20 protein-coding genes are annotated in these 23,933 nt (G+C 67.4%); 9 read left to right on the plus strand and 11 right to left on the minus strand.

Annotated elements, in window-relative coordinates:
* Positions 1-294: 294 nt before the first annotated feature.
* A complete protein-coding gene (locus tag AMS67_RS11095) occupies positions 295-6,165 on the minus strand; it encodes an Ig-like domain-containing protein (protein WP_053387399.1) in 5,871 nt (1,956 codons plus the stop codon).
* A gap of 322 nt (positions 6,166-6,487) precedes the next feature.
* Here AMS67_RS11095 and AMS67_RS11100 point away from each other — a divergent pair, with 322 nt between their 5' ends.
* A complete protein-coding gene (locus AMS67_RS11100) occupies positions 6,488-7,402 on the plus strand; it encodes a hypothetical protein (RefSeq protein WP_053387400.1) in 915 nt (304 codons plus the stop codon).
* 39 nt (positions 7,403-7,441) lie between these two features.
* On the opposite strand, the gene AMS67_RS11105 is transcribed toward AMS67_RS11100, so the two are convergent.
* From AMS67_RS11105 to AMS67_RS11135, 6 genes are all read right to left on the minus strand, one after another.
* Positions 7,442-8,494 (minus strand): Rv2578c family radical SAM protein, encoded by a 1,053-nt coding sequence (locus AMS67_RS11105; RefSeq protein ID WP_082305467.1) that lies wholly within the window; start codon positions 8,492-8,494, stop codon positions 7,442-7,444.
* A gap of 51 nt (positions 8,495-8,545) precedes the next feature.
* Positions 8,546-8,851, minus strand: a complete 306-nt coding sequence (locus AMS67_RS11110) for a chorismate mutase (RefSeq protein ID WP_053351254.1) — start codon at positions 8,849-8,851, stop codon at positions 8,546-8,548.
* An 11-nt stretch (positions 8,852-8,862) separates the two neighbouring features.
* On the minus strand, positions 8,863-10,149 hold the full coding sequence (locus tag AMS67_RS11115; protein WP_053387401.1) for an adenylosuccinate synthase: 1,287 nt from the start codon (positions 10,147-10,149) through the stop codon (positions 8,863-8,865).
* A 133-nt stretch (positions 10,150-10,282) separates the two neighbouring features.
* A complete protein-coding gene (locus AMS67_RS11120; protein WP_053387402.1) occupies positions 10,283-10,699 on the minus strand; it encodes a DUF3151 domain-containing protein in 417 nt (138 codons plus the stop codon).
* A gap of 40 nt (positions 10,700-10,739) precedes the next feature.
* Entirely contained in the window at positions 10,740-11,498 is a 759-nt protein-coding gene (locus AMS67_RS11125; RefSeq protein ID WP_156316620.1) for a hypothetical protein, read from the minus strand.
* 40 nt (positions 11,499-11,538) lie between these two features.
* Positions 11,539-12,027, minus strand: coding sequence for a YajQ family cyclic di-GMP-binding protein (locus tag AMS67_RS11135; RefSeq protein ID WP_053351249.1), 489 nt, complete (start codon positions 12,025-12,027; stop codon positions 11,539-11,541).
* A gap of 283 nt (positions 12,028-12,310) precedes the next feature.
* Here AMS67_RS11135 and AMS67_RS11140 point away from each other — a divergent pair, with 283 nt between their 5' ends.
* The 7 genes from AMS67_RS11140 (at position 12,311) to AMS67_RS11170 (ending at position 19,384) form a co-directional block, all read left to right on the plus strand.
* Complete coding sequence (locus AMS67_RS11140) at positions 12,311-13,690, plus strand: dicarboxylate/amino acid:cation symporter (RefSeq protein ID WP_053387492.1); 1,380 nt, start codon at positions 12,311-12,313, stop codon at positions 13,688-13,690.
* Between the two features lie 163 nt (positions 13,691-13,853).
* Entirely contained in the window at positions 13,854-14,213 is a 360-nt protein-coding gene (locus AMS67_RS11145) for a PTS sugar transporter subunit IIB (protein WP_053387405.1), read from the plus strand.
* Complete coding sequence (locus tag AMS67_RS11150) at positions 14,206-14,475, plus strand: HPr family phosphocarrier protein (protein ID WP_053351247.1); 270 nt, start codon at positions 14,206-14,208, stop codon at positions 14,473-14,475. Before AMS67_RS11145 ends, AMS67_RS11150 begins: the two co-directional genes overlap by 8 nt.
* Before the next feature lie 61 nt (positions 14,476-14,536).
* A complete protein-coding gene (gene ptsP, locus AMS67_RS11155; protein ID WP_053387406.1) occupies positions 14,537-16,213 on the plus strand; it encodes a phosphoenolpyruvate--protein phosphotransferase in 1,677 nt (558 codons plus the stop codon).
* Complete coding sequence (locus AMS67_RS11160; protein WP_053387407.1) at positions 16,210-17,769, plus strand: PTS mannitol transporter subunit IIBC; 1,560 nt, start codon at positions 16,210-16,212, stop codon at positions 17,767-17,769. Before ptsP ends, AMS67_RS11160 begins: the two co-directional genes overlap by 4 nt.
* Before the next feature lie 32 nt (positions 17,770-17,801).
* On the plus strand, positions 17,802-18,239 hold the full coding sequence (locus AMS67_RS11165; RefSeq protein WP_053351245.1) for a PTS mannitol transporter subunit IIA: 438 nt from the start codon (positions 17,802-17,804) through the stop codon (positions 18,237-18,239).
* Positions 18,236-19,384 carry a mannitol-1-phosphate 5-dehydrogenase gene (locus AMS67_RS11170; protein WP_053387408.1) on the plus strand — a complete coding sequence of 383 codons (1,149 nt, stop codon included), beginning with the start codon at positions 18,236-18,238 and terminating at the stop codon, positions 19,382-19,384. The genes AMS67_RS11165 and AMS67_RS11170 overlap by 4 nt, the downstream gene beginning before the upstream one ends.
* Before the next feature lie 29 nt (positions 19,385-19,413).
* Here the strand turns inward: AMS67_RS11170 and AMS67_RS11175 are convergent, their stop codons facing one another.
* The gene (locus AMS67_RS11175) at positions 19,414-21,339 is read right to left on the minus strand and encodes a BglG family transcription antiterminator (RefSeq protein WP_053387409.1); all 1,926 of its coding nucleotides are present in this window, start codon (positions 21,337-21,339) and stop codon (positions 19,414-19,416) included.
* Positions 21,340-21,470: 131 nt separating this feature from the next.
* Here AMS67_RS11175 and AMS67_RS11180 point away from each other — a divergent pair, with 131 nt between their 5' ends.
* Positions 21,471-21,893 carry a YciI family protein gene (locus AMS67_RS11180; RefSeq protein WP_053387410.1) on the plus strand — a complete coding sequence of 141 codons (423 nt, stop codon included), beginning with the start codon at positions 21,471-21,473 and terminating at the stop codon, positions 21,891-21,893.
* 38 nt (positions 21,894-21,931) lie between these two features.
* On the opposite strand, the gene AMS67_RS11185 is transcribed toward AMS67_RS11180, so the two are convergent.
* Genes AMS67_RS11185 through AMS67_RS11195 form a run of 3 tightly spaced genes read right to left on the minus strand, consistent with a single transcriptional unit; the run spans position 21,932 to position 23,909 of the window.
* On the minus strand, positions 21,932-22,642 hold the full coding sequence (locus AMS67_RS11185) for a hypothetical protein (protein ID WP_053387411.1): 711 nt from the start codon (positions 22,640-22,642) through the stop codon (positions 21,932-21,934).
* Positions 22,639-23,553, minus strand: coding sequence for an ABC transporter ATP-binding protein (locus AMS67_RS11190; protein WP_053351240.1), 915 nt, complete (start codon positions 23,551-23,553; stop codon positions 22,639-22,641). Before AMS67_RS11190 ends, AMS67_RS11185 begins: the two co-directional genes overlap by 4 nt.
* Complete coding sequence (locus tag AMS67_RS11195; protein WP_053351239.1) at positions 23,550-23,909, minus strand: GntR family transcriptional regulator; 360 nt, start codon at positions 23,907-23,909, stop codon at positions 23,550-23,552. The genes AMS67_RS11190 and AMS67_RS11195 overlap by 4 nt, the downstream gene beginning before the upstream one ends.
* Positions 23,910-23,933 lie beyond the last annotated feature (24 nt).

Below are 23,933 nucleotides of genomic sequence, written 5' to 3' on the forward strand. Positions count from 1 at the left end.
TCTGTACTCCCTCGCGCGCACGTCTGCGCGCCTGGTCGGCGACGATCGGGCGCGTTCGGGTCAACCCCAGAACCCCCAGCGGCATCCGCGCGTGCGCGAGCCGCAAACTCCTCAACCCAACCAGAGAGTCGACCTACCGCATGCGTAAACATGCAAGACTTCACCCGCCTTTTCACCCGCGGGTGAAGGTTACCGACCCGCATGCGCGTACCAGAGAACGGACGCGTCATCCGAGCACGAATGAGGGGCCCGACGCTGTCGCGCCGGGCCCCTCACCACCGAAGCCGGTGACGACTACGCCGAGTGGCGCGTCTCCCTCCGTCGACGTCCGACCATCACGGCGGAGAGCCCGCCGAGCACCAGCAGCGTCGCTGCGATTCCCAGAGAGATCACCGACGCGCCTCCGGTGCGCGACAGGTCCTCGGGATCGGCGGGCCGCTCAGGGTTCGCAGGGTCGCCGGGGCCGGCCGGAGTTCCGGGGTCGGCCGGATTCTCCGGATCTTCAGGATTCGTCGGCGGGCTGGGCTCGCCCGGTGCGACGTAGGTGATGGTCACGGTGGCACGGGTCGTGTTGCCCGCGACATCGCTCACCTGGTAGGTGATCGGCGTCGGGTTGCCCGTGAAGCCCGGCTCGGGGGTGAAGGTGATGTCGCCCGTCTCCGGGTTCACCGTCCACGTGCCCTCGCTCGGAACGACGAGCTCGGTCACGAGCTCCTCGCCGTTGACGATCTTCACCGAGGTGGGATCGATTGCGCCGAGGTCGTTGCCCGTCACGGAGACCGTGACCGTCGAGCCGCTCACGTTGTTCAGCGACTCGTCGTTGGCGGCGACCGGAACGTAGGTGATGGTCACCTGCGCCTGAGCAGTCTCACCCTCGGTGTCGCTCACCTGGTAGGTGACCGGCGTCGGGTTGCCCGAGAAGCCCTTCTCCGGAGCGAACGAGATCGCACCGGTTTCGGGATCCACCGTCCAGGTGCCCTCACCCTTCACTACGATCTCGGCGACGAGCTCGGTACCGTTGACCAGCTTGACCGTGGTCACGTCGAGCGCGCCGAGATCGTTGCCGGTCACCGGAACGGTGACCTGGGTGCCCTGCGCGTTGTTCAGCGACTGATCGTTGGCCGCGAGCGGCACGTAGGTCACCTTGACGGTGGCCTGCGTCGCGTTTCCGTTGGTGTCGGTCACCTGGTAGGTGATCGGCGTCGGGTTGCCCGAGAAGCCCTCCTGCGGAACGAAGGTGATCGCACCGGTTTCGGGGTCGACGGTCCAGGTGCCTTCGCCCTCGACGACGAGCTCGGTGACGAGCTCCTCACCGTTGACGATCTGCACCGACGTCACGACGAGCACGCCGCGGTCGTTGCCGAGCACCGGGACGGTGACGGTCGAACCCTGCGCGTTCTTCAGCGACTCGTCGTTGACCGCGGCCGGCACGAAGGTGATGACCACCTGCGCTTCGGTCGTGTTGCCCTCGGTATCGGTCACCTGGTAGGTGATCGGCGTCGGGTTGCCCGAGAAGGTGTCCTCGGGAGCGAACGAGATGGTGCCCGTCACCGGATCGACCGTCCAGGTGCCCTCGCCCTCGACGACGAGCTCGGTCACGAGCTCCTCACCGTCAACGATCTTCACCGAGGTCGGGTCGAGTGCGCCCTTGTCGTTGCCGAGCACCGGAATGGTGACGGTCGAACCCTGCGGGTTCCCCAGCGACTCGTCGTTCGCCGCAACGGGCACGTAGGTCACCTTGACGGTGGCCTCCGTGGTCTCGCCCTCGGTGTCGGTCACCTGGTAGGTGATCGGCGTCGGGTTGCCCGAGAAGGTCTCGAGCGGCTTGAACGAGATGGCGCCCGTCTCCGGATCGACCGTCCAGGTGCCCTCGCCCTCGACGACGAGCTCGGTCACGAACTCCTCACCGTCGACGATCTGCACCGAGGAGGCGACCAGCGCGCCGAGATCGTTGCCGACCACAGGCACGAGCACGGTTGCGCCCTGCTCGTTGTTCAGCGACTCATCGTTCGCCGCGACCGGCACGAAGGTCACCTTGACGGTGGCCTGCGTCGGGTTGCCGTTCTCGTCGGTCGCCTGGTAGGTGATCGGCGTCGGGTTGCCCGAGAACGTGTCCTCGGGTGCGAACGAGATCTCACCGGTCTCGGTGTTCACCGTCCAGGTGCCCTCGCCGGGAACCACGAGCTCGTCGACGAGCAGCTCGCCGTCGACGATCTTCACGGTCGATGCGCCGAGCACGCCCAGGTCGTTCACGAGCACGGGGATCGTAACCGTCGAACCCTGCGCGTTCTTGAGCGACTGATCGTTCACCGCGGCGGGCACGTAGGTGACGCGCACGTCAGCCTGCGAGGTGTTGCCCTCGGTGTCGCTCACCTGGTAGGTGATGCCGGTCGGGTTGCCCGAGAAGGTCTCGAGCGGCTTGAACGAGATCGCACCCGTCTCCGGATCGACCGTCCAGGTGCCCTCGCCCTCGACGACGAGCTCGCTCACGAACTCCTCACCGTCAACGATCTTCACCGAGGTCGGGTCAAGTGCACCCTTGTCGTTGTCGAGCACGGGAACGACCACGGTCGTGCCCTGGTTGTTATTCAGCGACTCGTCGTTGGCTGCGACAGGCACGTAGGTCACCGTGACGGTGGCCTCAGCGGTCTCGCCCTCGGTGTCGGTCACCTGGTAGGTGATCGGTGTCGGGTTGCCCGAGAAGGTGTCTTCAGGGGCGAACGTGATCGCACCGGTAGCCGGATCGACCGTCCAGGTGCCCTCACCCGGAACCACGAGCTCCGTGAGGAGATCCTCACCCGAAACGATCTTCACCGAGGTCGGGTCAAGCGCACCCTTGTCGTTATCGAGCACCGGCACGGACACCGTGGCGCCCTGACCGTTGTTCAGCGACTCGTCGGCTGCAGCCTCGGGCACGTAAGTCACCTTGACGGTGGCCTGCGAGGTCTCGCCCAGCACATCGGCCACCTGGTAGGTGATCGGCGTCGGGTTGCCCGAGAAACCATCCTCGGGAGCGAAGGAGATCGCGCCGTTTGCGGGGTTCACCGTCCAGGTGCCCTCACCCTCGACGACCAGTTCGACCTTGAGCGTCTCGCCGTCGACGATGCGCACCGAACCGGGATTCAGCGCACCGCGGTCGTTGCCGAGCACGGGGACGGTAACCGTCGCACCCTGGTCGTTGTTCAGTGACTCGTCGTTGGCGGCTGCCGGAGCGTAGGTCACCGTGACGGTGGCCTCCGTGGTCTCGCCCTCGGTGTCGGTCACCTGGTAGGTGATCGGCGTCGGGTTGCCCGAGAAAGTCTCGAGCGGCTTGAACGAGATCGCACCCGTCTCCGGATCGACCGTCCAGGTGCCCTCGCCCTCGACGACGAGCTCGGTCACGAGCTCCTCACCGCTGGCGATCTTGACCGAGGTCGGGTCGAGTGCGCCCTTGTCGTTGTCGAGCACCGGCACCGACACCGTGGCGCCCTGGCCGTTGTTCAGCGACTCATCGTTGGCAGCGACGGGCACGTAGGTCACCTTGACCGGGGCCGTCGTCGTCTGGCCCTCGGTGTCAGTCACCTGGTAGGTGATCGGCGTCGGGTTGCCCGAGAAGGTCTCCTCGGGAGCGAACGAGATCTCACCGGTGGCCGGATCGACGGTCCAGGTGCCCTGACCGGGAACGACGAGCTCGGTCACGACCTCTTCGCCGCTGACGATCTTCACCGAAGTGGGATCGAGCGCGCCCTTGTCGTTGTCCAGAACCGGAACCTTGACCGTGGAGCCCTGGTCGTTCTTCAGCGACTCATCGCTGGCAGCGCCCGGGGTGTAGGTCACCTTGACGGTGGCCTGCGCAGTCTCGCCGGCCTCATCGGTCACCCGGTAGGTGATCGGGGTCGGGTTGCCCGTGAAGCCGTCCTCGGGAACGAAGGTGATGACGCCGGTGGTCGTGTTGACCGTCCAGGTGCCCTCGCCGGTGACCTTGAGCTCGGTGACCGGAGTCGTACCGTCGAGAATCTTGACGCTGGTCTTGTCGAGCACGCCGAGATCGTTGTCGAGCACGGGAATGTTGACCGTCGCACCCTGGTCGTTGTTCAGCGACTCATCGTTCGCTGCGAGCGGGGCGAAGTTGACCGTCACCTTGCCGGTGGTCGGGTTACCCGCGGTGTCGTTCACCTGGTACTCGATCGGCGTGGGGCTGCCCTGGAAGGTCGACTCGGGAGTGAAGGTGATAGCACCGGTGGTCGGGTCGACCGTCCACTTGCCCTCGCCCGGAACCGTGAGCTCCGTGACCAGGGTCGATCCGTCGACGATCTTCACCGTCGTCGGGTCGAGCGCGCCCTTGTCGTTCCCCAGCACATCGACCGTGACCGGCTTGCCCTGCTCGTTGTTCGCTGACTCGTCGTCAACCGCACCCGGCACGTAGGTCACGGTGACCTTGGCCTGAGCCGTCTGGTTGTCAGCGTCAGTCACCTCGTAGGTGATCGGCGTCGGGTTGCCCGAGAAGGTGGCGAGCGGCTTGAACGCGATCGCACCGGTCGTCGCGTTGACGGTCCAGGTGCCCTGGCCGTCCACAAAAAGCTCGTTCACGCGCTGCGTGCCCGAAACGATCTTGACGCCCGACGGCGACAGTGCGCCCTGGTCGTTGGCAAGCACGTTCTGCGAGACAGTCGTTCCCTGCACGTTGTTGAGCGACTGATCGTCGGCCGCGACGGGAGCGTAGGTCACGATGACGTTGGCCTGCGTTTTCTGCCCGTTCGTATCCGTCACCTCGTAGGTGATCGGTGACGGGTTGCCGGTGTACCCCGTGTTCGGCGTGAAGGTGATCGCACCGGTCGTCGGATCGACGGTCCACTTGCCCTCGTTCGGCACGGTGAGTTCCTTCACGCGGTCGGTGCCGCTGACGATTGTCACCGAGCCCGGTACTACGTCGCCGGTGTCATTGCCGAGCACGGGAACGGTGACCGGCTTGCCGATCTCGTTGCCCTTGGACTCGTCGGCGATGGCCTGGCCCGGGATAAGCTCCACATTCGTGAAGTTGCACGTGACACCGGGTGAATTCGCCGGGAACACGAACGAACCGCTGTTGCCGGTTCCCTCTCGCACGGTAGCGCCCGAGACAACATCGGTGCACTTCCACGTGGTGTCGTAGTTGCCCGGGGTCGTTCCCGGTTTCGGCTTCTGATCGATGGTGTAGGTCCCGCCCGGGAGCACGATGATGGGGCCGACGGAGCCGCTTCCATCGGCTTCGGTCTCACCGGTGTTGCCCACCGCGATGCCCGGCCCGCCGATCGAGATGTCGAACGGATCGTCGGGGTTCGCTCCGTCCGTGCCCAGATCAATCGTGCGCGGTGTCGCGCGCGCACCGAGATCAGTGAGAGCAGTGGGGGAAATGCTGTTGTTGTCGACGATGGCACCGGTGATGGGATTCGCCTTCAAAAATCGCGAGTTGCCGAAGAGGTAGAGATACCCATCGGCGCCAAACGCGATGGAGTTCACGCTGCCCGTCGGTATCGCACCGCCGATCGCTGTCGCTGTCGCGGATCCCGCATCGAGTTCGTGCACGTCCGCGCGGTACACCTGGGCGACCGGGTTCGCTCCCGTACCGGTCGCCATGCCACTTGAGACGAAGTACATATTGCCCAGACGGTCGAAGACGAGGTCGCCGTTTCCGCCGGGAGGAGTGTCGGGCACCGTGACCGTCACGACACCGGGAAGCGTCGCGTTCGTCGTCGGGTTGTAGCGCACGAACGTGAAGTTCTTCGGGGTTCCCGACTGCTGCCCTCCGTAGAACAGGTATCCGGTGCGCGGGTCCACGCCGCCCATCGTGTTCGCGACCAGTGCCGGTGATGGGCGGGGCGTGCTGACCACCTGTTCGTTCGACGCCGTGTAGCGGTAGATGTTCTTCACGTCAGTCGCCATCAGGGTGTTGCCGTCCACTGACAAGCCGAGCTGGTTCAACTGGGCATCAGCACCGGTCGTTCCCGCGGCGGCGGGAATGGTGATCGAATTCGTCACTGCGCGAGTCGCCGGATCGATAGCAACGATCGTTCGATTCGACGACGCTTGCGTGCCGTACAGGCTCGTCGCCGAGAATGGCGCGGCCGCCTGCGCCGCGGTGGGCGCGCTGACCGCCAGCCCCGATACCGCGAGCGCGAATGTTGCCACCCCGCTCACATATTTCACCGCCGACAGCCTCCGGCTGCCGCGCGCACTGGATTCCTTCACGTTTCCCCCTCGCTCTTGAATCCCTGATCAGCTCGCTTTCAGGCGCGCCAAATACAGGCCCCTCGGCGACGCGATCTGCGCCGTTCCCCCCGAAGATCAAGCGGTCGCCGGTGCACAGGACGGGTTCCACTCGTAGGCGATCCTGCGATTGATCACCCACTATCCGTTCTATCAAAGTTGCTCGCCCGACTTCAACAGTGGTCAAGAATTTGAGTTACTTATGCGTCGATTTCGCGATCTCGATTGTCCGATTCGCGATTGCCGGGGATACACTCGCCCCATGCCCGTCCACGCCGTCTCGGACCGAGCAGAGTGGCACCCCCGGGCTGTCGCACATGAAACCCGCGCCGACGCTCTCACGGCAGCGCATCGTGCTCGTCGCCTGCGGCACGAATCGCATCCGGTCGAAGATTTTCTCTGGACGTACTATTCCGTGAAGCCGAGCGAACTGCGCCGCTGGCACCCGGGTGCCGGCGTGTCATTGGCCGAGGCTCCGGATCGCGCGTCCTGGCGCCACTACCGCGTCGAGGGCGGTGTCGCGTCGGTCGACGTCATCGCCTTCTTTGCGAAGCGTGGCAGCACGGTCGACTACATCGAACAGCTGCTCACCGCCACGCGTGAACGCACGCCGCGCTTCGGGTGCTTCGGGCTGCACGAGTGGGCAATGGTCTACCGCATGACTCCCGAACAGTTGCGGCACACGCGCCTGCCGCTGCGCATCGGTCACGCCGCCACCGATGCCGTCGTCGAAACGCACACGATCGGCTGCTCGCATTTCGACGCGTACCGCTTCTTCACCGACGAGGCGCACCCGCTCAACACGATGCAGCCGACGCGCGAGAACCAGCTCGACACCGAACAGTCGGGCTGCCTGCACGCGGGCATGGACCTCTACAAGTGGGCCGGCAAGCTGGGGCCGATCGTGCCGGGCGACGTGCTGCTCGATGCGTTCGAACTCGCACGCGACATTCGCGAGGTCGACATGCGGGCCTCGCCCTACGACGTGAGCGCGTTCGTCGGCACCGACGGACGCTCCCTCGCTCCAGTCGCGATCGAGACCGCCGAGGGCAAGCGCGAGTACACGCGGCTGCAACGCGCATTCGCGGAGCGGGGCGATGCGCTGCGCGTTCGCGTGCTCGACGCGATCGCTCGGGCCCGCACGGCGCTCGACGCGGAGACGCGCCAGACGGCCTGACGCGTCCGATCCCGCGCCCGCGCCACGCTGCTTGCTGCTTCAGAACAGTGTCGGGGCGGGTGCACCGGGCGTCGTCACGGAGTCTCGCGGACCCGGCATCGTGACGGATCGCGACGACCCGCTGCGGTCGAGCCCGTACTGTCGCATGAGCGGTCGAATGCGGCCGGCGAGCTCCATGCGGTAGGCCTGCGGTGCTCGGCTGGCTGTGCCCGGGTAGAGCGAGCGATAGAGCGGCAGCAGCTCGGGGTGCTCGCGTTCGACCCAGCTCATGAACCACGGCTTCACGTGCGATCGCAGGTGAAGCGCCCCGTACACGACCGATCGCGCACCTGCGTCGCGAATGTCTCGCAGCAGCGGGCGCAACTGTGCGATTCCATCGGTGAGGCCGGGCAGCACCGGCATCAGAAAGACGTCGGGGGCGAGACCGGCGTCGCGTGCCGCGGCGATGGTGTCGAGTCGCGCCCGCGTCGACGGGGTGCCCGGCTCGATCGATCGCTGCAATGCATCGTCGCCGACCGCGATCGACATCGCGAGTTCGACGGGCACGCGCTCACTCGCCTCGGCCAGCATCGGGAGATCACGGCGCAGCAGCGTTCCCTTCGTCAAAATCGACAGGGGTGTGCCGCTGCGCGCAAGCGCCGCGATGATGCCGGGCATCAGCTGATACCGACCCTCGGCGCGCTGGTACGGGTCGGTGTTGGTGCCGAGCGCCACGCATTCGCGCTGCCAACTCGGGCGCATCAGCTCGCGCCCGAGCACCTCGGCAACGTTGACCTTCACCACGATCTGCGCGTCGAAATCTCGACCGGTGTCGAAGTCGAGATACCGGTGCGATCCGCGCGCGAAGCAGTACACGCACGCGTGCGAGCAGCCCCGATACGGGTTCACCGTCCAGGAGAACGGCATCGATGAGGCACCGGGCACCCGATTCAGCGCACTTTTCGCGAGCACCTCGTGAAACACCGCGCCCGCGAACTCGGGCGCGCGCACCGTGCGCAGGTGCCCGGGGAGTGCGGCGAGCTGCCCCACTTCCATACCGGGCAGCGCGCCGTCATCTGGCGACGACACCACCGATTGTCCGCTCCACCTCACTCCATTATTCGAACATATGTTCGAATAATGCGCAAGCGCGCCGCAGTGCAACTATGCGGAATTGCGCTCGTCGGCGATCTGCGTGTGGTGCTGAATCACCTCGGCGACGACGAAGTTGAACCACTTCTCGGCGAACTCGGGGTCGAGGTGGGCGTCTGCAGCGAGCGATCGCAGCCGCTCGATCTGCCGCGCCTCACGACCGGGATCAGCGGCGGGCATCTCGTGCTCGGCCTTCAGCTGCCCAACCTCCTGGGTGCAGCGAAAGCGTTCGGCCAGCATGTGCACCAGTGCCGCGTCGATGTTGTCGATGCTCGACCGCAGGCGATCCAGCCGCTCTTGCGGAGAGTGCGCGCTCATCGCGCCGCCGCTCAATCGAGCAGGTCGTGGAGCACCACGACCTGCTCCCGCTCGGGGCCGACACCGACGGCCGAGATGCGCCCACCGCTGATGCGCTCGAGCGCGACGATGTAATCTTGCGCGTTCTGCGGCAGGTCTTCGAAGCGGCGCGCACCCGAGATGTCCTCGTTCCAGCCCGGGAACTCCTCGTAGATCGGCTTCGCGTGATGGAAGTCGCTCTGGTTCACCGGCATCTCATCGTGCCGCACGCCGTTCACGTCGTAGGCAACGCACACGGGGATGGTCTTGAGCCCAGAGAGCACGTCAAGCTTGGTGAGCACGAAGTCGGTCACCCCGTTGATGCGCGCTGCATAGCGCGAGATCGGAGCGTCGTACCAGCCGCATCGCCGCGGGCGACCCGTCGTGGTGCCGAACTCGAAGCCCTGCTTCCGCAGGTAGTCGCCCGACTCATCAAAGAGTTCGGTCGGGAACGGGCCGGCACCGACGCGCGTCGTGTAGGCCTTGACCACCGAGATCACGCGGTCGAGCGCGTGCGGGGGCAACCCGGAGCCCGTGCTCGCGCCGCCGGCGGTCGCGTTCGACGAGGTGACGAACGGGTAGGTGCCGTGGTCGATGTCGAGCATCGTCGCCTGGCCGGCCTCGAAGAGCACCGTCTTCTCGTCTTGCATCGCCTCGTGCAGCAGGAGGCCCGTGTCGCAGACCATCGGCTCGAGCATCTCGCGGTAGCTCAGCAGATCTTCGACGACCTCGTCGGCCGAGATGGCGCGGCGGTTGTAGATCTTGACAAGCACCTGGTTCTTGAACTCGAGTGCGGCCTCGACCTTCTGACGCAGAATACCCTCGTCGAAGATGTCTTGGATGCGGATGCCGACGCGGTTGATCTTGTCGGCGTACGCCGGGCCGATCCCGCGCCCCGTCGTACCGATCTGGCGCTTACCGAGGAACCGCTCCGTGACCTTGTCGAGCGTGCGATGGTAGGCGGTGATGACGTGCGCGTTGGCGCTCACCTTCAGGCGGGAGACGTCGACGCCGCGGCCACCGAGCGCTTCGAGCTCACCGCGCAGCACCTCGAGGTCGATAACGACGCCGTTCGAAATGACGGGGGTGACACCCGGGGTGAGAATGCCCGACGGGAGCAGGTGGAGCGCGTACTTCTCGTCACCGACCACGACCGTGTGGCCGGCGTTGTTGCCGCCGTTGAACTTGACGACGTAGTCGACGCGGCTGCCGAGGAGGTCGGTCGCCCGACCCTTGCCCTCGTCGCCCCACTGGGCACCGGTGATGAGCACTGCGGGCATTTCAGCCCCTTCCTTGACATCGGCAATTACCGAGCCAGTCTACCGAAGGGGCGTCGCGATGCGAGGTTTCGCCGACCGCGGGCGGTGCGACAGGCACGGTCGGAGTGCGGGATCAGCGCGCGTCGCGCAACCGTCAGTCTCCGGCTTCGATGCGGTCGATCGCCGAGTCGTCGGCCCCGTTCAAGAACTCGGTGAGGCGTTCAACCTCGCTCTGCTCGCCGATATGCCCCGCGGCTCGGCGCAGCGCGTAGAGCGCGCGCAGCACGCCACGGTTCGGCTCATGCGACCAGGGCACGGGGCCCGCACCGCGCCACCCCGACTTGCGCAACGCATCGAGCCCGCGATGGTACCCCACCCGCGCGAACGCGTACGACTCGAGCTCACGCCCGTCAGCATCGGCGGCATCGGCGAGCAGCGCCCACGCCAGCGGCGATTCGGGGTGCGACCGCACGACCGTTTCGACGGGCTGGCCCGCTTCGAGCGCCGCGTCGACCGCGGTGTCAGCAGCGAGCAACGTGGGTTCGGGGCCGAGAAGATTGGTGCCGATCATGCAGTCAGTGTAGCGATGCCGCGCGTCCGTCGTGCCAGCTTCAGGCCTGCAATTGGATCGACATCAAGATGCGCTTGAGTGTCGCATATTCCTCGGATTGCATGAATGCGTCGGCCTCAGCGCGCGTCGCAAAAACGCGACCGCTCGACGTGCTGTCGACCTGCAGGAAGTCGGCTGCCAACACCGAGGTGGAATCGCTGCCCGTCGCCGCGCCGAACATGACGTTGTAGTACATGCAGGCATCGCGCGGAGTGGAGTTCGTGAGCGACAGGCTGGCAACGGCGCCGTCACCCAGGGTCGACACCCGGTAGACGAATCGCACGGCCGTCGTCGGTGTGCCCGCTGGGTCCGCATCAGCCGCCGAGAACCCCGCGATCTCGACCGGCGCCGAATCGAGCTCTTCAACGTGCAGGGTGGCCATCTCGTCGGTGCACGCACCGCCCAATCCGGCGACGTTGTTGGAGAAGTAGAGCTGACCGACCCCCGCCGCATCGACGATCTGCGCTTGGAAGAAGCCCAGGTCGTCGTAGGCCGAGGGCAGGTGCACGAGCGACCACCCGGGTGGCAATTCGAAACTCACCGGGCCACGGGCGTCACCCGAACGCGCCCACGGATCAGGTGTGGGCTCGGGAGTCTGCGTGGGCTCGGGGGACGGCGTGGGTTCCGGGGTTGCGGTCGGCGATTCCGATGTCGGCGGCGCCGCGGTCGCTACGGGATCGGGCGTTGGTTCAGCCGCGCAGCCGGCGAGCAGGATCGCACCGCACAGCGCCAGCGCAGCGCAGACAGAAGAAGTTCGCATGCGCTCACAGTAACGCGCGCGGGCGAAACCCGCGGAGGGGCTAGCGGTAATTGACGAACTGGAGCGCGACGTCGATGTCGGCGCCCTTGAGCAGCGCCATCGTCGCCTGCAGATCGTCTCGACTCTTCGACGATACGCGCAGCTCGTCGCCCTGAATCTGCGACTTCACACCCTTCGGCCCCTCGTCGCGAATCAACTTGTTGAGCTTCTTCGCGGTCGCCTGATCGATGCCCTCCTTGAGCTGGGAGTCGATGCGGTACTCCTTGCCGCTGGCGTAGGGCTCGCCGGTGTCGAGCGACTTGAGCGAGAGACCCCGCTTGATGAACTTCGAGTGGAGCACGTCGAGCACCGCGTTCGCGCGCTCTTCGGTGTTCGCCTTAATCTGGATCTTCTCGCCCGTGAGGGTCACGTCGGCGCCGACGCCTTTGAAGTCGTAGCGCTGCTCGACTTCCTTGCGGGCCTGGTTCACCGCATTCTCGACCTCCATCGAGTCGATCTTGCTCACCACGTCAAACGAAGAATCAGCCATGGGACCAGAGTAATCGAATTGCGCGTCACGCTGTACCCGGCAGCGGGCACCCGCGATTCCGACGCACATTGAATCAGCAAAGGTGATGTCAACTATAAAAATCTTGAATGAGTTGCTAGGCTGTTGGGGTTCATCGGGGGAACACCGCAGCACCGCCACCATCGGCGAGAGCGCGCTCACCGGCCCAGGGGCCGGTGGTTCCCCGCGCCCGCAGTCGAAAGGATTCTTCACCGTGTCCACCACCCCGGCAGCCCCTCAGCAGGCACGCCGCCTTCCGCGCTGGATGACCAACTTCGGTTGGCAGATCCTCGCAGCCCTCGTCGTCGGTCTCGTGCTCGGCGGCATCGCAATGTCGCTCGGCCCCGATGCCGAGGGCAACCCCAACGGGCTGCACGCGACACTGTCGACCATCGGCAGCAGCTACGTCTCGCTGCTGCGCGCGGCGGTCATTCCGCTCGTTTTCACCGCGATCGTGTCGAGCATCGTCGGCCTGCGCAAGGTGACGAACGCCGCCCGTCTCGCCGGTCAGACGCTGCTGTGGTTCGCGATCACCGCTCTCATCGCGGTGACTATCGGCATCGTGCTCGGCGTGACCTTCCGCCCGGGCGCCTCGGCCTCGCAGACGGCACTCACCCCCGAGGCGCCGCACTCGGTCGGCACCTGGTGGAACTTCCTGATCGGCCTCGTCCCGTCGAACTTCCTCGGCCTCGGGGTATCGGGCAGCGTCACCGACGGCTCGTTCAGTGGCAGCGCCAGCTTCAACGTGCTGCAGATCATCGTGATCTCGGTCGCGGTCGGCATCGCCGCACTCAAGATCGGCGAGAAAGCCGAGCCGTTCATCGCGCTCACCGAATCGGCGCTCGCCATCATCCAGAAGGTGCTGTGGTGGATCATTCGCATCGCCCCCATCGGCACGATCGGCCTCATCGGCAACGCCGTCGCCGAGTACGGCTGGGACAAGATGGGGTCGCTCACCTGGTTCGTCGCCGTGCTCTACATCGGTCTCGCGCTCGTGCTGTTCGTCGTCTACCCGATCCTGGTGAAGGCGCATGGCCTCTCGGTCAAGCAGTACTTCTCGGGAGTCTGGCCCGCAGTGCAGCTCGGATTCGTGAGCCGCTCCTCGATCGGCACGCTGCCGCTGACGCAGCGAGTGACCGAGCGCAACTTCGGAGTGCCCCGCGGGTACGCGTCATTCGCGGTGCCGCTCGGCGCCACCACCAAGATGGACGGTTGCGCCGCGATCTACCCCGCAGTTGCTGCGATCTTCATTGCGCAGTTCTTCGGCATCGATCTCACCATCGTGCAGTACCTGCTCATCGTGGTTGTCTCGGTCGTGGGTTCCGCAGCCACCGCCGGCACCACCGGCGCCACCGTCATGCTGACGCTCACGCTGTCGACGCTCGGCCTGCCGCTCGAGGGCGTGGGCCTGCTGCTCGCGGTCGACCCGATCATCGACATGGGCCGCACCGCGGTGAACGTCGCGGGCCAGGCACTCGTGCCGACGATCGTCGCCAAGCGCGAGGGCATCCTCGATCTCGATCTCTACAACGCGCCGCGCCAGGGAGTCGCATTCAGCAACGACGACGCTGACGAGCGCGAGGGCACGCAGTCGGACGCCGCCGAGCAGTCCGCAGCCTCCGAGCGGGAGACCGCCCGCGCGTAAGCGCTCCGGCGACGCACCACCTCGAAGCCCCGTTCCGGCCACCGCCGGAACGGGGCTTCCGTCGTTTCCGGAAGATTTTCCGCCCGCGCGGAAAAGACCTTATTGGCGGGCATCGCCGCACCGGCAGCACAATGAGGTCGACCCTGGCAAAGGAGGCGGAATCATGCAGGAGAAAGCGCGCGTACTGCTCGTGTGCGGCGCTGGCGCGTCCAGCCAGTTCATCGCCCTGCGTCTCCGCGGCCGACTTGCCGAGCACGATCCGGCCATCTCCGTCACGGCGATCCCGCTCGATCTGCTGCCCGAGCAGCTCTCGTCAAGCGCCGCACCCGCGCTCGTCTATCTGGGCCCGCATCTCGCGCCCGAGGCCACTGCGCTGCGCACGGCCCACCCCGATGCCTGCGTCATCGTCATGACCGACGCCGAGTACGGCGACGCGACCGGCGCACTGCCGCACCAACGCATCGCCGCAGAACTTCACCTCACCGACCCCCGCTCCCCTCGAGAAAGCACCGATCATGGCTGAACGCAGCACCACCGTCCGATCCGCACACGGCCTCCACGCCCGCCCCGCGGCCCTCTTCACGCAGGCGGTCGCCGCGACCGGATCCGCAGTCACCATCCAGAAGGCCGGCGGCTCACCCGTCGACGCGGCGAGCATTCTCGGTGTGCTCTCGCAGGGCATCAACCACGGCGACGAGGTCGTGCTCACCGCCACGGGCGGCGACGAGGAGGCGGCGCTCGACACGCTCATCGCGCTGCTCGAAACCGACCACGACGAGGCCTGAGGCCGATCCCGCTCCGGGCCGCGCGCAGCGACCCCACCCATCCGTCTCCGAGGAGGACCCCATGCAGCTGACCGGCACCGGCATCGGACGCCGCACCATTACCGGCCCGGCCGTCCGGATGCCCGACCCGTTGCCCGCTCCGGCGAGCACGCCGAGCACGCTCGGAGCGGAGGCCGAGCTCGGCCGCGCGACCGACGCACTCGCCGGGGTCTCAGCCGAGCTCGCAGAGCGCGCTGATCGCGTCAGCGGTGCCGCGCAGGGCGTGCTCCTCGCGCAGTCGCAGATGGCGAACGACCCCGCGCTGCGCACTGAGGTGCAGCAGTTGCTCGACGGCGGAGCCACCGCCGAGTCAGCCGTATTCACCGCATTCGCCGCCTACCGCGACATGCTGCTCGGCCTCGGCGGCTATCTCGCCGAGCGCGCGACCGACCTCGACGACATCTCGCAGCGGGTGCGCGCTCGCCTGCAGGGGCTCCCGGCACCCGGCGTGCCCGATCCGGGCCACCCGTTCGTGCTCGTGGCGACCGACCTCGCGCCGGCCGACACCGCCCTGCTCGACCTGACGCAGGTGCTCGGCCTCGTGACCAGCGAGGGCGGGCCCACCTCGCACACCGCGATTCTCGCCCGCGAGCAGTCACTCCCGGCGCTCGTCGGGGTCAGCGGTGCCGAGGGCATCACCGACGGCCAGACGCTCATCGTCGATGCGGCGGCGGGCACCGTGGTCGTCGATCCGACAGACGCAGAGGTCGCGGCGGCGCAGGATCGCATCAGCTCACTCGACGAGGCCGCTTCGGCACCCATCACCCCCGGCGCTCTCGCCGACGGCACCCTCGTACCGCTGCTCGCGAACCTCGGCAACCCGTCGGGTGTCGCCCGCGCCATCGAGCTCGGTGCCGAGGGCGTCGGACTCTTCCGCACCGAATTCCTCTTCTTGGACGCCGACCGCGCCCCGACCGTCGCCGAGCAGCAGGAGCAGTATCGCGCCGTGCTCGCCGGGTTCCCGGGTCAGAAGGTGGTCGTGCGCCTGCTCGACGCCGGCGCCGACAAACCGCTCGCGTTCTTGAACGACGCGCACGAAGAGAACCCGGCGCTCGGCGTTCGGGGGCTTCGCGCACTGCGCGCCCACGAGTCGATCCTGCGTGACCAGCTCACGGCACTCGCAGCGGCCGATGCCGAGACCGACGCCGATCTGTGGGTCATGGCGCCCATGGTCGCGACGGTCGAAGAGACCGAGTACATCACCGCGCTCGCCCACGAGCTCGGCCTGCGCACGGCCGGCGTCATGGTCGAGGTCCCGTCGGCAGCACTGCTCGCCGACCATGTGCTCGCGGCCACCGACTTCGCATCGATCGGCACGAACGATTTGACGCAGTACACGCTCGCCGCCGATCGCGTGCTCGGTTCGGTGGCGCAGCTCCAAGATCCGTGGCACCCCGCCGTGCTGCAGCTCGTCGCCCGTGTCGGCGCTGCAGGACGCGCGCACGGCAAGCCCGTCGGTGTCTGCGGCGAAGCCGCCGCAGATCCGCTGCTCGCCGTGGTGCTCGTCGGCCTCGGAGCCACCTCGTTGTCCATGTCCCCGGCCGCGCTCGCAGATGTGCGCGCCGAACTGGCGCGGCACACCCCGTCCCAGGCGCAGGCCCTTGCGGCCCTCGCACTGCAGGCGTCCGGCGCTGCCGAGGCGCAGGCCGCAGTCCGCGCCGCCATCACCCACCCCCATCACGAAGGAACCGACGCATGACCACCCAGACCACCCCCGCCAGCGGCGGGGCCCGAATCGCAGTGCAGCGATTCGGCACCTTCCTCTCCGGCATGATCATGCCGAACATCGCGGCGTTCATCGCCTGGGGCTTCATCACCGCCCTGTTCATCAAAGACGGGTTCCTCCCCGTTCCCGAGCTCGGCGGCTTCCCCAGTGCCGATGGCACTGAGCACACCGGCCTCGTCGGGCCGATGATCACGTATCTGCTGCCCCTCTTGATCGCGAACACCGCCGGCCGCATGGTCTACGACACTCGCGGCGGCGTGGTCGCCACGATCGCCACTGTCGGCGTCATCGTGGGCTCCGACATCCCGATGTTCCTCGGCGCGATGATCATGGGTCCCCTCGCGGCCTGGCTCATGAAGCAGGTCGACAAGATCTGGGACGGCAAGATCAAGGCCGGCTTCGAGATGCTGGTGAACAACTTCTCCGCCGGCATCCTCGGCATGCTGCTGGCCATCGTCGGCTTCTTCGCCTTCGGCCCGGCGTTCGCGGCGGTCTCGAAGTGGCTCGAGACGGCTGTCGACTGGCTCTACGGCATGGGGCTGCTGCCGCTGCTCTCGATCATCGTCGAGCCCGCCAAGGTGCTGTTCCTCAACAACGCCATCAACCACGGCGTCTTCACCCCGATCGGCACGCAGCAGGCCCTCGAGACCGGCAAGTCGATCCTCTTCCTCGTTGAGGCGAACCCCGGCCCGGGCCTCGGCATCCTGCTCGCCTTCTCGATCTTCGGCGTCGGTATGGCCCGCGCCTCGGCTCCGGGAGCCGCCATCATCCACTTCTTCGGCGGCATCCACGAGATCTACTTCCCCTACGTCCTCATGAAGCCGATGATGATCATCGCCGCGATCGCCGGCGGTGCGACTGGTGTCGCGACCAACGCGCTCTTCGGCAGCGGCCTGCGCGCTCCCGCGGCGCCCGGCTCGATCATTGCCGTGCTCGCCCAGACGGCGAGCGACAGCTACGTCGGTGTGATCCTCTCCGTCGTGCTGTCGACGCTCGTATCGTTCCTGATCGCCGCGGTGATCCTGCGCGCCTCGCGGAAGCGCGACCTGGCTGCAGAGGGTGCGGGCGACCTGAGCGAGGCCATCGCCCAGACGCAGGCCAATAAGGGCAAGGAGAGCTCGGTGCTCGGCGGCCTCGCGGGCTCCGGCGCCGCGACTGCCGCCGCATCGACTCCGGCCGCGGTCGCCGTGGCTGAGGCCGACGCCGCGGGCGCAGACGCCCCGAGCGCCCCGATCTCGAAGATCATCTTCGCCTGCGATGCGGGCATGGGATCGAGCGCCATGGGTGCCACCGTGCTTCGCAACAAGCTGAAGTCGGCCGGGATCACCGGCGTCGAGGTCACCAACCGTGCCATCGCGAGCCTGAACCCCGGCGACGCGCAGCTCGTCGTCACGCACCGCGACCTCACCGAGCGCGCACGCACCCGCATCCCGGAGGCGCTGCACGTGTCGGTCGAGAACTTCATGGCGAGCCCCCGCTATGACGACGTGATCAACCTGGTCGGGCGATCCTCCGCCGATCAGGCCTGAGCGCCCGCACCCGCTACGAAAGGAACCACCCCATGTCTGAGATTCTGAGCCCGCAGAGCGTCGTCGCCGCCGGAACCGCGCGCGACCGCGACTCCGCGATCCGCGAAGCCGGTGCGCTGCTCGAGTCGGCGGGCGCCGTCTCGCCGGCGTACATCGACGCGATGCTCGAGCGGGAGGCCTCCGTGTCGACCTACATGGGCAACTTCCTGGCGATCCCGCACGGCACGAACGAGGCGAAGGGCGAGATTCGTCGCTCGGCGCTCTCGTTCGTGCGGTACGCGGAGCCCATCGACTGGGACGGCAATGACGTGCGGTTCGCCGTCGGCATCGCCGGTCAGGGCGATGAGCACCTCGAAATCCTGTCGAAGATCGCGGTGCTGTTCTCGGATGCCGACGCGGTCGAGCGTCTGCTCGCACTGCCCGACGCCGAGTCGCTCACCGCCGCGCTGAGCGAGGTGAACGCGGCGTGACCGCCGTCCATTTCGGCGCCGGCAACATCGGTCGCGGCTTCGTCGGGTTCCTGCTCGGCCGGGCCGGGTACGAGCTCGTCTTCGCCGACGTCAACGCGGAGCTGATCGGGGCGTTGGCAGCTGCCGACAGCTATCGAGTGCATGAGGTCGGTGCGGAGTCGCAGACCCACGAGGTGTCGGGATTCCGGGCGATCGACAGCAGCGCCGACGCAGGTGCGGTGGCGCGCGAGATCGCCGCCGCAGAGATCGTCACCACCGCGGTGGGCCCGAACATTCTGCGCTTCATCGCCCCGCACATTGTTGCGGGCCTGCGCGAGCGGCCCGCTGACGCTCCCCGTCTCGCCGTGCTCGCGTGCGAGAACGCGATCGGCGCGACCGACCTGCTGGTCGAGCAGATGCGGGCGCTCGTGTCCGCCGATGAGTGGGATGCGCTCGCCGCGCGGGCCATCTTCGCGAACACGGCGGTCGACCGCATCGTGCCCGTGCAAGATCCGGGCGCGGGCCTCGACGTCACCGTCGAGACCTACTTCGAGTGGGCGATCGAGTCGGGTCCGTTCGGCGACGGTCGGCCCGAGATCCCCGGCGTCACCTGGGTCGAGCGCCTCGAGCCCTACATCGAGCGCAAGCTGTTCACCGTGAACACGGGCCACGCGACGACCGCATACGTGGGGCGTCGTGCCGGGTACTCCGAGATATCTGAGGCGATCGTCGCCCCTGAGGTGCGCGAGCGAGTGCTCGCCGCACTGCGCGAGACGAAGGAGTTGCTGGTGCGCGAGCACGGCTTCGACCCCGACGAGCAGGAGGCCTATCTGCAGCGCATCCTCGTGCGCTTCGAGAACCCGCACCTCACCGACACCCTGCAGCGCGTCGGGCGGCAGCCGCTGCGGAAGCTCTCGCGTCACGAGCGCTTCATCGAACCGGCGAGTCGTCTCGCGGCGCTCGGCGTGCAGCCGACGGGCCTGCTTGCTGCCATCGACGCGCTCCTCGCGTTCGACGTCGCCGACGACCCCGAGAGTGTCGAGCTGCAGCGCCTGCGCACCGAGCTCGCACCCGCAGAGTTCGTGGAACGCACGACCGGCATCACCGACGGAGAACCCCTGTTCGCGGAGCTCGTCGCGGTCGTGGCGGGATCCGCCTCCGCGTAGCGCCCGCCCCCATCGGCGGGCCGGAGCCGCTAAGGTTCCGGCTCGTCGATGAGCAGCGCCAGTTGCTCGACGAGGCTTTCGAAGTCGGTGACCGTGCGCCGCAGGTGCGTCACGCGACCCGGCTGGGAGAACACGCCGACGAGCTGCTCGAACAGGCTTTGGAACAGGCCGCGATCGGCCCGGGCGAAGGCGATCTGGCACACCAGGTGCACCTCTGCACCGTTCCACGCGATCGGCGCATCCGAGAGCAGCACGGCGATCGCGGTGCGCCTCGCCTCCATCGTCATTGTGTGCGGCACCGCGACGGCGTCGGCGAACACCGTCGACGACATGCGCTCGCGCTCGAGCACGCCCGGCACGAAGTGCTCGTCCACGACGCCGGCGGCCGCCATCGACGCCCCGAGCGCGGTGATCGCGTCGGTCGCGTCCGCGACACCCGGCGGGTTGCGGAAGAACATGTCGGGGCTGAGGTGCTGCAGCAAGTGCAGTCGGGTGCTCTCGCGCCGACGACGGCGCTTCACGCCGCGGATCATGCGCCGCAGCCGCTGCACGTCGGTGTCTGAGAAGAACGGTTCGATGAGCAGCACCGAGTCTTTGTAGGCCGACGGGGGCACCGTGGTCACGATCAGCTCAGTGCTGAGCTGCTCCCACGATGCCTCGGCGCTCGAGACGACCGCCGCGATCTCGATCTCGGTACCGAACGCGGCCTCGATGCGATCGCGCAGCAGCTGGTGCATGCCGTAGTAGTTCGGGCACACGAGTGTGCAGCTCACCGGCCACTCGTCGCCGGCGTCGCGCATCATGTGCGCACCGACGTGCAGCGCGATGTAGGCGATCTCGTCGTCGTCGAGCGACACGTCGAAGGCCTGCTGCAAACCGCTCGCGATGTAGACGGCGACGTCGTAGACCACGGGGTACCCCGATTTGATCGCGGCCGTCACCGGGTTGTGCTGCACTGCGCGATCGCGGGATCGGGCGAGCACGTTCGACACGTGCGCGGTCAGGCGCTGCAAGAACTCCTCGCCGTCGAGCGGCACCGAATAGTTGCGCGCGGCCGTGGCGACGACGTCGCGAACGACGTGCTCGACCTCGGGCGACGGGCCCCCGGCCCCCAGGTGACGCGCGACCGTCGGAGTTGCGGCCCGCGAGCTCAGCATCACCGTGGCCTGCACGAGCTCGGCTTCCGGGATTGCTGGCGCGACGTGGCGCTCCAGCAGTGCTTGCAAGATCTCGCGCAGCAGTTGCTCGTGCGGCGCCAGTTCCTCGCGCACCGGCCGATCGAGCACGCGCCCCGCACGGATGCGCACCGCAGCGACCACGAATTCGAGGAGCACGTCGGGCAGCGTCAATTCGTTGACCTGGAAGCCGTTGGCGTCGAGAGCCGCACTCAACTCGCGATTCAACGCGGGGAGGCCGGGAACGCCGAATTCGGCGGCGATCTGCGCGAGATTCAGGTACCCCGAGGCGTGCGCGTCGCGGTGCATCCGAGCGATGAGGCGACGGCGCTCCGGCTCGTCGCCGCGCACCACCAATCGCCCGTTGACGCGGGCGAGGGAAAGGCCGTGCTCGGCCAGGAGGGAGCGCAGCGACGGGAGTTCGAGTTCGACGGTCGGATCGCTGACGTGGAACCGCTCGGCCAGGTCTGAGACGGTCGGCGCCTGGTCGTCCGTCGGATCAAGCAGCGCTTGAGCGAATTGCAGCGTGCGCACCGGGCGCCGGGCGCCGTCTTCTCGGGGCAGCGACAGCGCCGCGAACGCAGCGGCGTCGATGCGGTAGCCGCGATCCGACGATGCAATCAGTGCGTCCCCGTGATCGTGCTTCAGCGTCGAGACATAGTTGCGCACGGTGCGAGTGCTGACGCCGAGCGCATCGGCGAGCTCGAGCGCCCCGGCCCAGTCGTCGCGGTCGGCGAGCAGCCGCAGCAGGCGGCTGTGCTTGTCCGAGATGGTCGCCACCCCTCCACTGTACGGCGTCGCGCTCGAGGCGCCCGTGCAACCCGGGCGTCCAGAGCCTTGCCAGTGTCGGTGGTCCGTGTCAGAGTCAGAACCACCGACCACGGGCGAGGCCCCAGCCGAACGGAGACCCCATGCAGTTCATGCTCATCATGCGCGCGACCGACGAAGCCCTGGCCGCCGCGGCCGAGGTTCCCTTCACCGAGATGATCGAGCGGGTCGGCCGCTTCAACGAGGCCATGATCGAGGCGGGCGTCATGGCCGGCGGCGGCGGGCTGGCGCCGGCCGAAGAGGGCCGAGTCGTCGATTTCTCCACCACCCCGCCCACCATCATCGAGGGCGGGTACGGCACCACGGAGTCCCGCTTCAATGGGTACTGGATCATCGATGTGCCCACCATCGACGATGCAGCCGAGTGGGCCGCGCGCGCTCCGCTCGACCCGGGCAATCAGCTCGAGGTGCGCCGCATTCCCGGGGCCGACGAGTTCCCCGAAGACAACGAGTGGGTGCAGAAAGAAAAGGAATGGATCGAGCAGGGCCAGGCTGACGCGCACTGACCCTGCTCGATCTCACCCGCGATGCGGCTGCCGTTCGCTCAGCGCACGGCAGCCCGTCGCATCGCGAACCAGGTGACGGCGAGCGCCGCGACGATCACGGCGATCGCTCCGACGGCGAGCCCGCCGCGAGTGACGCCGGCGATCAGCTCGGGCAGTTGGGGCGCGAGCAGCAACAGCAGCACCGCCAGCACGAGGCCGAGACTCGCCCCGACAATCGCGGGTCCCTTCGCACCGAAGCGCACCCAGATCGCTCCGAAGAAGCCGCCGATCGTCAGACAGAACCACACGCCCAAGAACGCGGTTACGCCGAGCACCCACGGGTTTCCGGCACCCACCGCGTAGGTGTCGAGCACGTATACCGACGCGAACCAGTGCCCCGTGGCGAGTTCAATACCGAGCAGCACCACGAGCAGCACCGCGATGTAGAGCGACTGCAGCAGGTTCGCGAGCGCCGTGCCGAGAATGAAGTTGCGCCGCGTCGTGCCCAGTGCCAGCGCGAACGGGTAGGTCGTCGCGACGGCTTGCACGCCGTAGTAGATGAGGAAGCCGGGCAGCGACCAGACAATCCCGCTGTTCCAGCGCGCACCCTCGATGTAGTCGGCGGTGCTGGTCGCGCCGCCCGCGCGCTGAATGGCGAGCGCGATGACGACCGAGACGACCATCACCAGCGCGAGAATCACGACGGGAACTCCGATGAAGCTCCCGAGCTTGTTGGTGTGGAGCCTCGTGACTTTCACAACGCGGTTCATGCTGCGCTCCGTTCTGTGTGCAGTTCGGCCGGGGCGTCCGTCGCGGTGTCGCCGAGGCCGTACGCGGCGACAAGATCTTGCAGTGAGACGGAGCTGAGTTCGAGGCCGCCCGCGGCGGCGCGATGGTCGGCGGTGAGGCTCTCATCGACGACCGCGGTCGCGAGACCGCCGATGCGTCGCCGAGAGAGCACCGGACGCCCGACGAGGAAGGCATCGACCTCGCTCGACTTGCCTGCGACCTGGAAGGCGCTCCCCCGCATCTCATCGACGTCGTCGTGCCGCACGACGCGACCCTGATCGATCACGATGACGCGTTCGAGCAGTCGGTCCATCTCATCGATGAGGTGCGTCGACAGCACGATGGTGCGCGGGTGCTCCGCATAGTCGTGCAGCAACTCGTCGTAGAAGATCGCCCGGGCGGTCGCGTCGAGTCCGAGGTACGGCTCGTCGAAGAAGGTAATCGGTGAGCGAGAGGCCAGACCGAGCACGATGCCGAGCGCCGAGAGCTGACCGCGCGAGAATTTCTTGATCACCGGCTTCTCCGGGATGCGGAATGCCTCGATGAGGCGGTCGGCCGTGGCTTGCTCCCAGTTGGGGTACGAGAAGCGCGCCGCGCGAATGGCCTGCTTGAGCGTGTAGTCGTCGGGATAGCGCTGGTTGTCACGCACGAAGCACATCTGCTCGATCGTCTCGGCGCGTTCGAACGGGTCGTGCCCACCGACGGAGACGCTGCCCGAGCTGGGGCGATCCTGCGCGGTGATCAGCGACATGAGCGTGGTCTTGCCCGCGCCGTTGCGGCCGAGCAGCCCGGTGATGGTGTTGGCGTGAATCTGCACCGTGACGTCGTCGAGCGCGGTGCCGCCGCGGTACCTGCGCGTCAGGCCGCGGGTGTCGATGGCGATCTGGTTCATTGTTCCGTTTCCTGTTCGATCAGTCGGATCACGTCGGTGGGGCCGAGGCCGAGTGCTGCGGCTTCGGTGAGCAGCGGGCGCACGAAGCGTTCGGCGAGCCCTTCCTGCCGTTCTGCGGCGATGCGGGCGCGGGCGCCCGGCGACACGAACATGCCGATGCCGCGTCGTTTGTAGAGGATCTCCTCGTCGACGAGACGGCCGAGCGCCTTGCCCGCCGTGGCGGGGTTGATGCGCATGTGCGCGGCCAGTTCGTTCGTCGAGGGAACCTGTTCGTCTTCGTCGTAGGTGCCCCGCAAGATGTCGTCGGCGAGGCGGTCGGCGAGCTGGAGGAAGATCGGTCGATTGTCGTCGAACACTCCTCACCTCGTTTCGGTCGGGGC

The sequence above is a fragment of the Leucobacter japonicus genome (assembly GCF_001273855.1).
Lineage (GTDB): Bacteria > Actinomycetota > Actinomycetes > Actinomycetales > Microbacteriaceae > Leucobacter > Leucobacter japonicus.

Excerpts from the sequence above, each read along its gene's own strand:
- AMS67_RS11100 (WP_053387400.1), top strand. The coding sequence starts at position 6,488 with ATGCCCGTCCACGCCGTCTCGGACCGAGCAGAGTGGCACCCCCGGGCT.
- AMS67_RS11110 (WP_053351254.1), bottom strand. The coding sequence starts at position 8,851 with ATGAGCGCGCACTCTCCGCAAGAGCGGCTGGATCGCCTGCGGTCGAGC.
- AMS67_RS11115 (WP_053387401.1), bottom strand. The coding sequence starts at position 10,149 with ATGCCCGCAGTGCTCATCACCGGTGCCCAGTGGGGCGACGAGGGCAAG.
- AMS67_RS11120 (WP_053387402.1), bottom strand. The coding sequence starts at position 10,699 with ATGATCGGCACCAATCTTCTCGGCCCCGAACCCACGTTGCTCGCTGCT.
- AMS67_RS11125 (WP_156316620.1), bottom strand. The coding sequence starts at position 11,498 with ATGCGAACTTCTTCTGTCTGCGCTGCGCTGGCGCTGTGCGGTGCGATC.
- AMS67_RS11135 (WP_053351249.1), bottom strand. The coding sequence starts at position 12,027 with ATGGCTGATTCTTCGTTTGACGTGGTGAGCAAGATCGACTCGATGGAG.
- AMS67_RS11140 (WP_053387492.1), top strand. The coding sequence starts at position 12,311 with ATGACCAACTTCGGTTGGCAGATCCTCGCAGCCCTCGTCGTCGGTCTC.
- AMS67_RS11145 (WP_053387405.1), top strand. The coding sequence starts at position 13,854 with ATGCAGGAGAAAGCGCGCGTACTGCTCGTGTGCGGCGCTGGCGCGTCC.
- AMS67_RS11150 (WP_053351247.1), top strand. The coding sequence starts at position 14,206 with ATGGCTGAACGCAGCACCACCGTCCGATCCGCACACGGCCTCCACGCC.
- ptsP (WP_053387406.1), top strand. The coding sequence starts at position 14,537 with ATGCAGCTGACCGGCACCGGCATCGGACGCCGCACCATTACCGGCCCG.
- AMS67_RS11160 (WP_053387407.1), top strand. The coding sequence starts at position 16,210 with ATGACCACCCAGACCACCCCCGCCAGCGGCGGGGCCCGAATCGCAGTG.
- AMS67_RS11165 (WP_053351245.1), top strand. The coding sequence starts at position 17,802 with ATGTCTGAGATTCTGAGCCCGCAGAGCGTCGTCGCCGCCGGAACCGCG.
- AMS67_RS11180 (WP_053387410.1), top strand. The coding sequence starts at position 21,471 with ATGCAGTTCATGCTCATCATGCGCGCGACCGACGAAGCCCTGGCCGCC.
- AMS67_RS11185 (WP_053387411.1), bottom strand. The coding sequence starts at position 22,642 with ATGAACCGCGTTGTGAAAGTCACGAGGCTCCACACCAACAAGCTCGGG.
- AMS67_RS11190 (WP_053351240.1), bottom strand. The coding sequence starts at position 23,553 with ATGAACCAGATCGCCATCGACACCCGCGGCCTGACGCGCAGGTACCGC.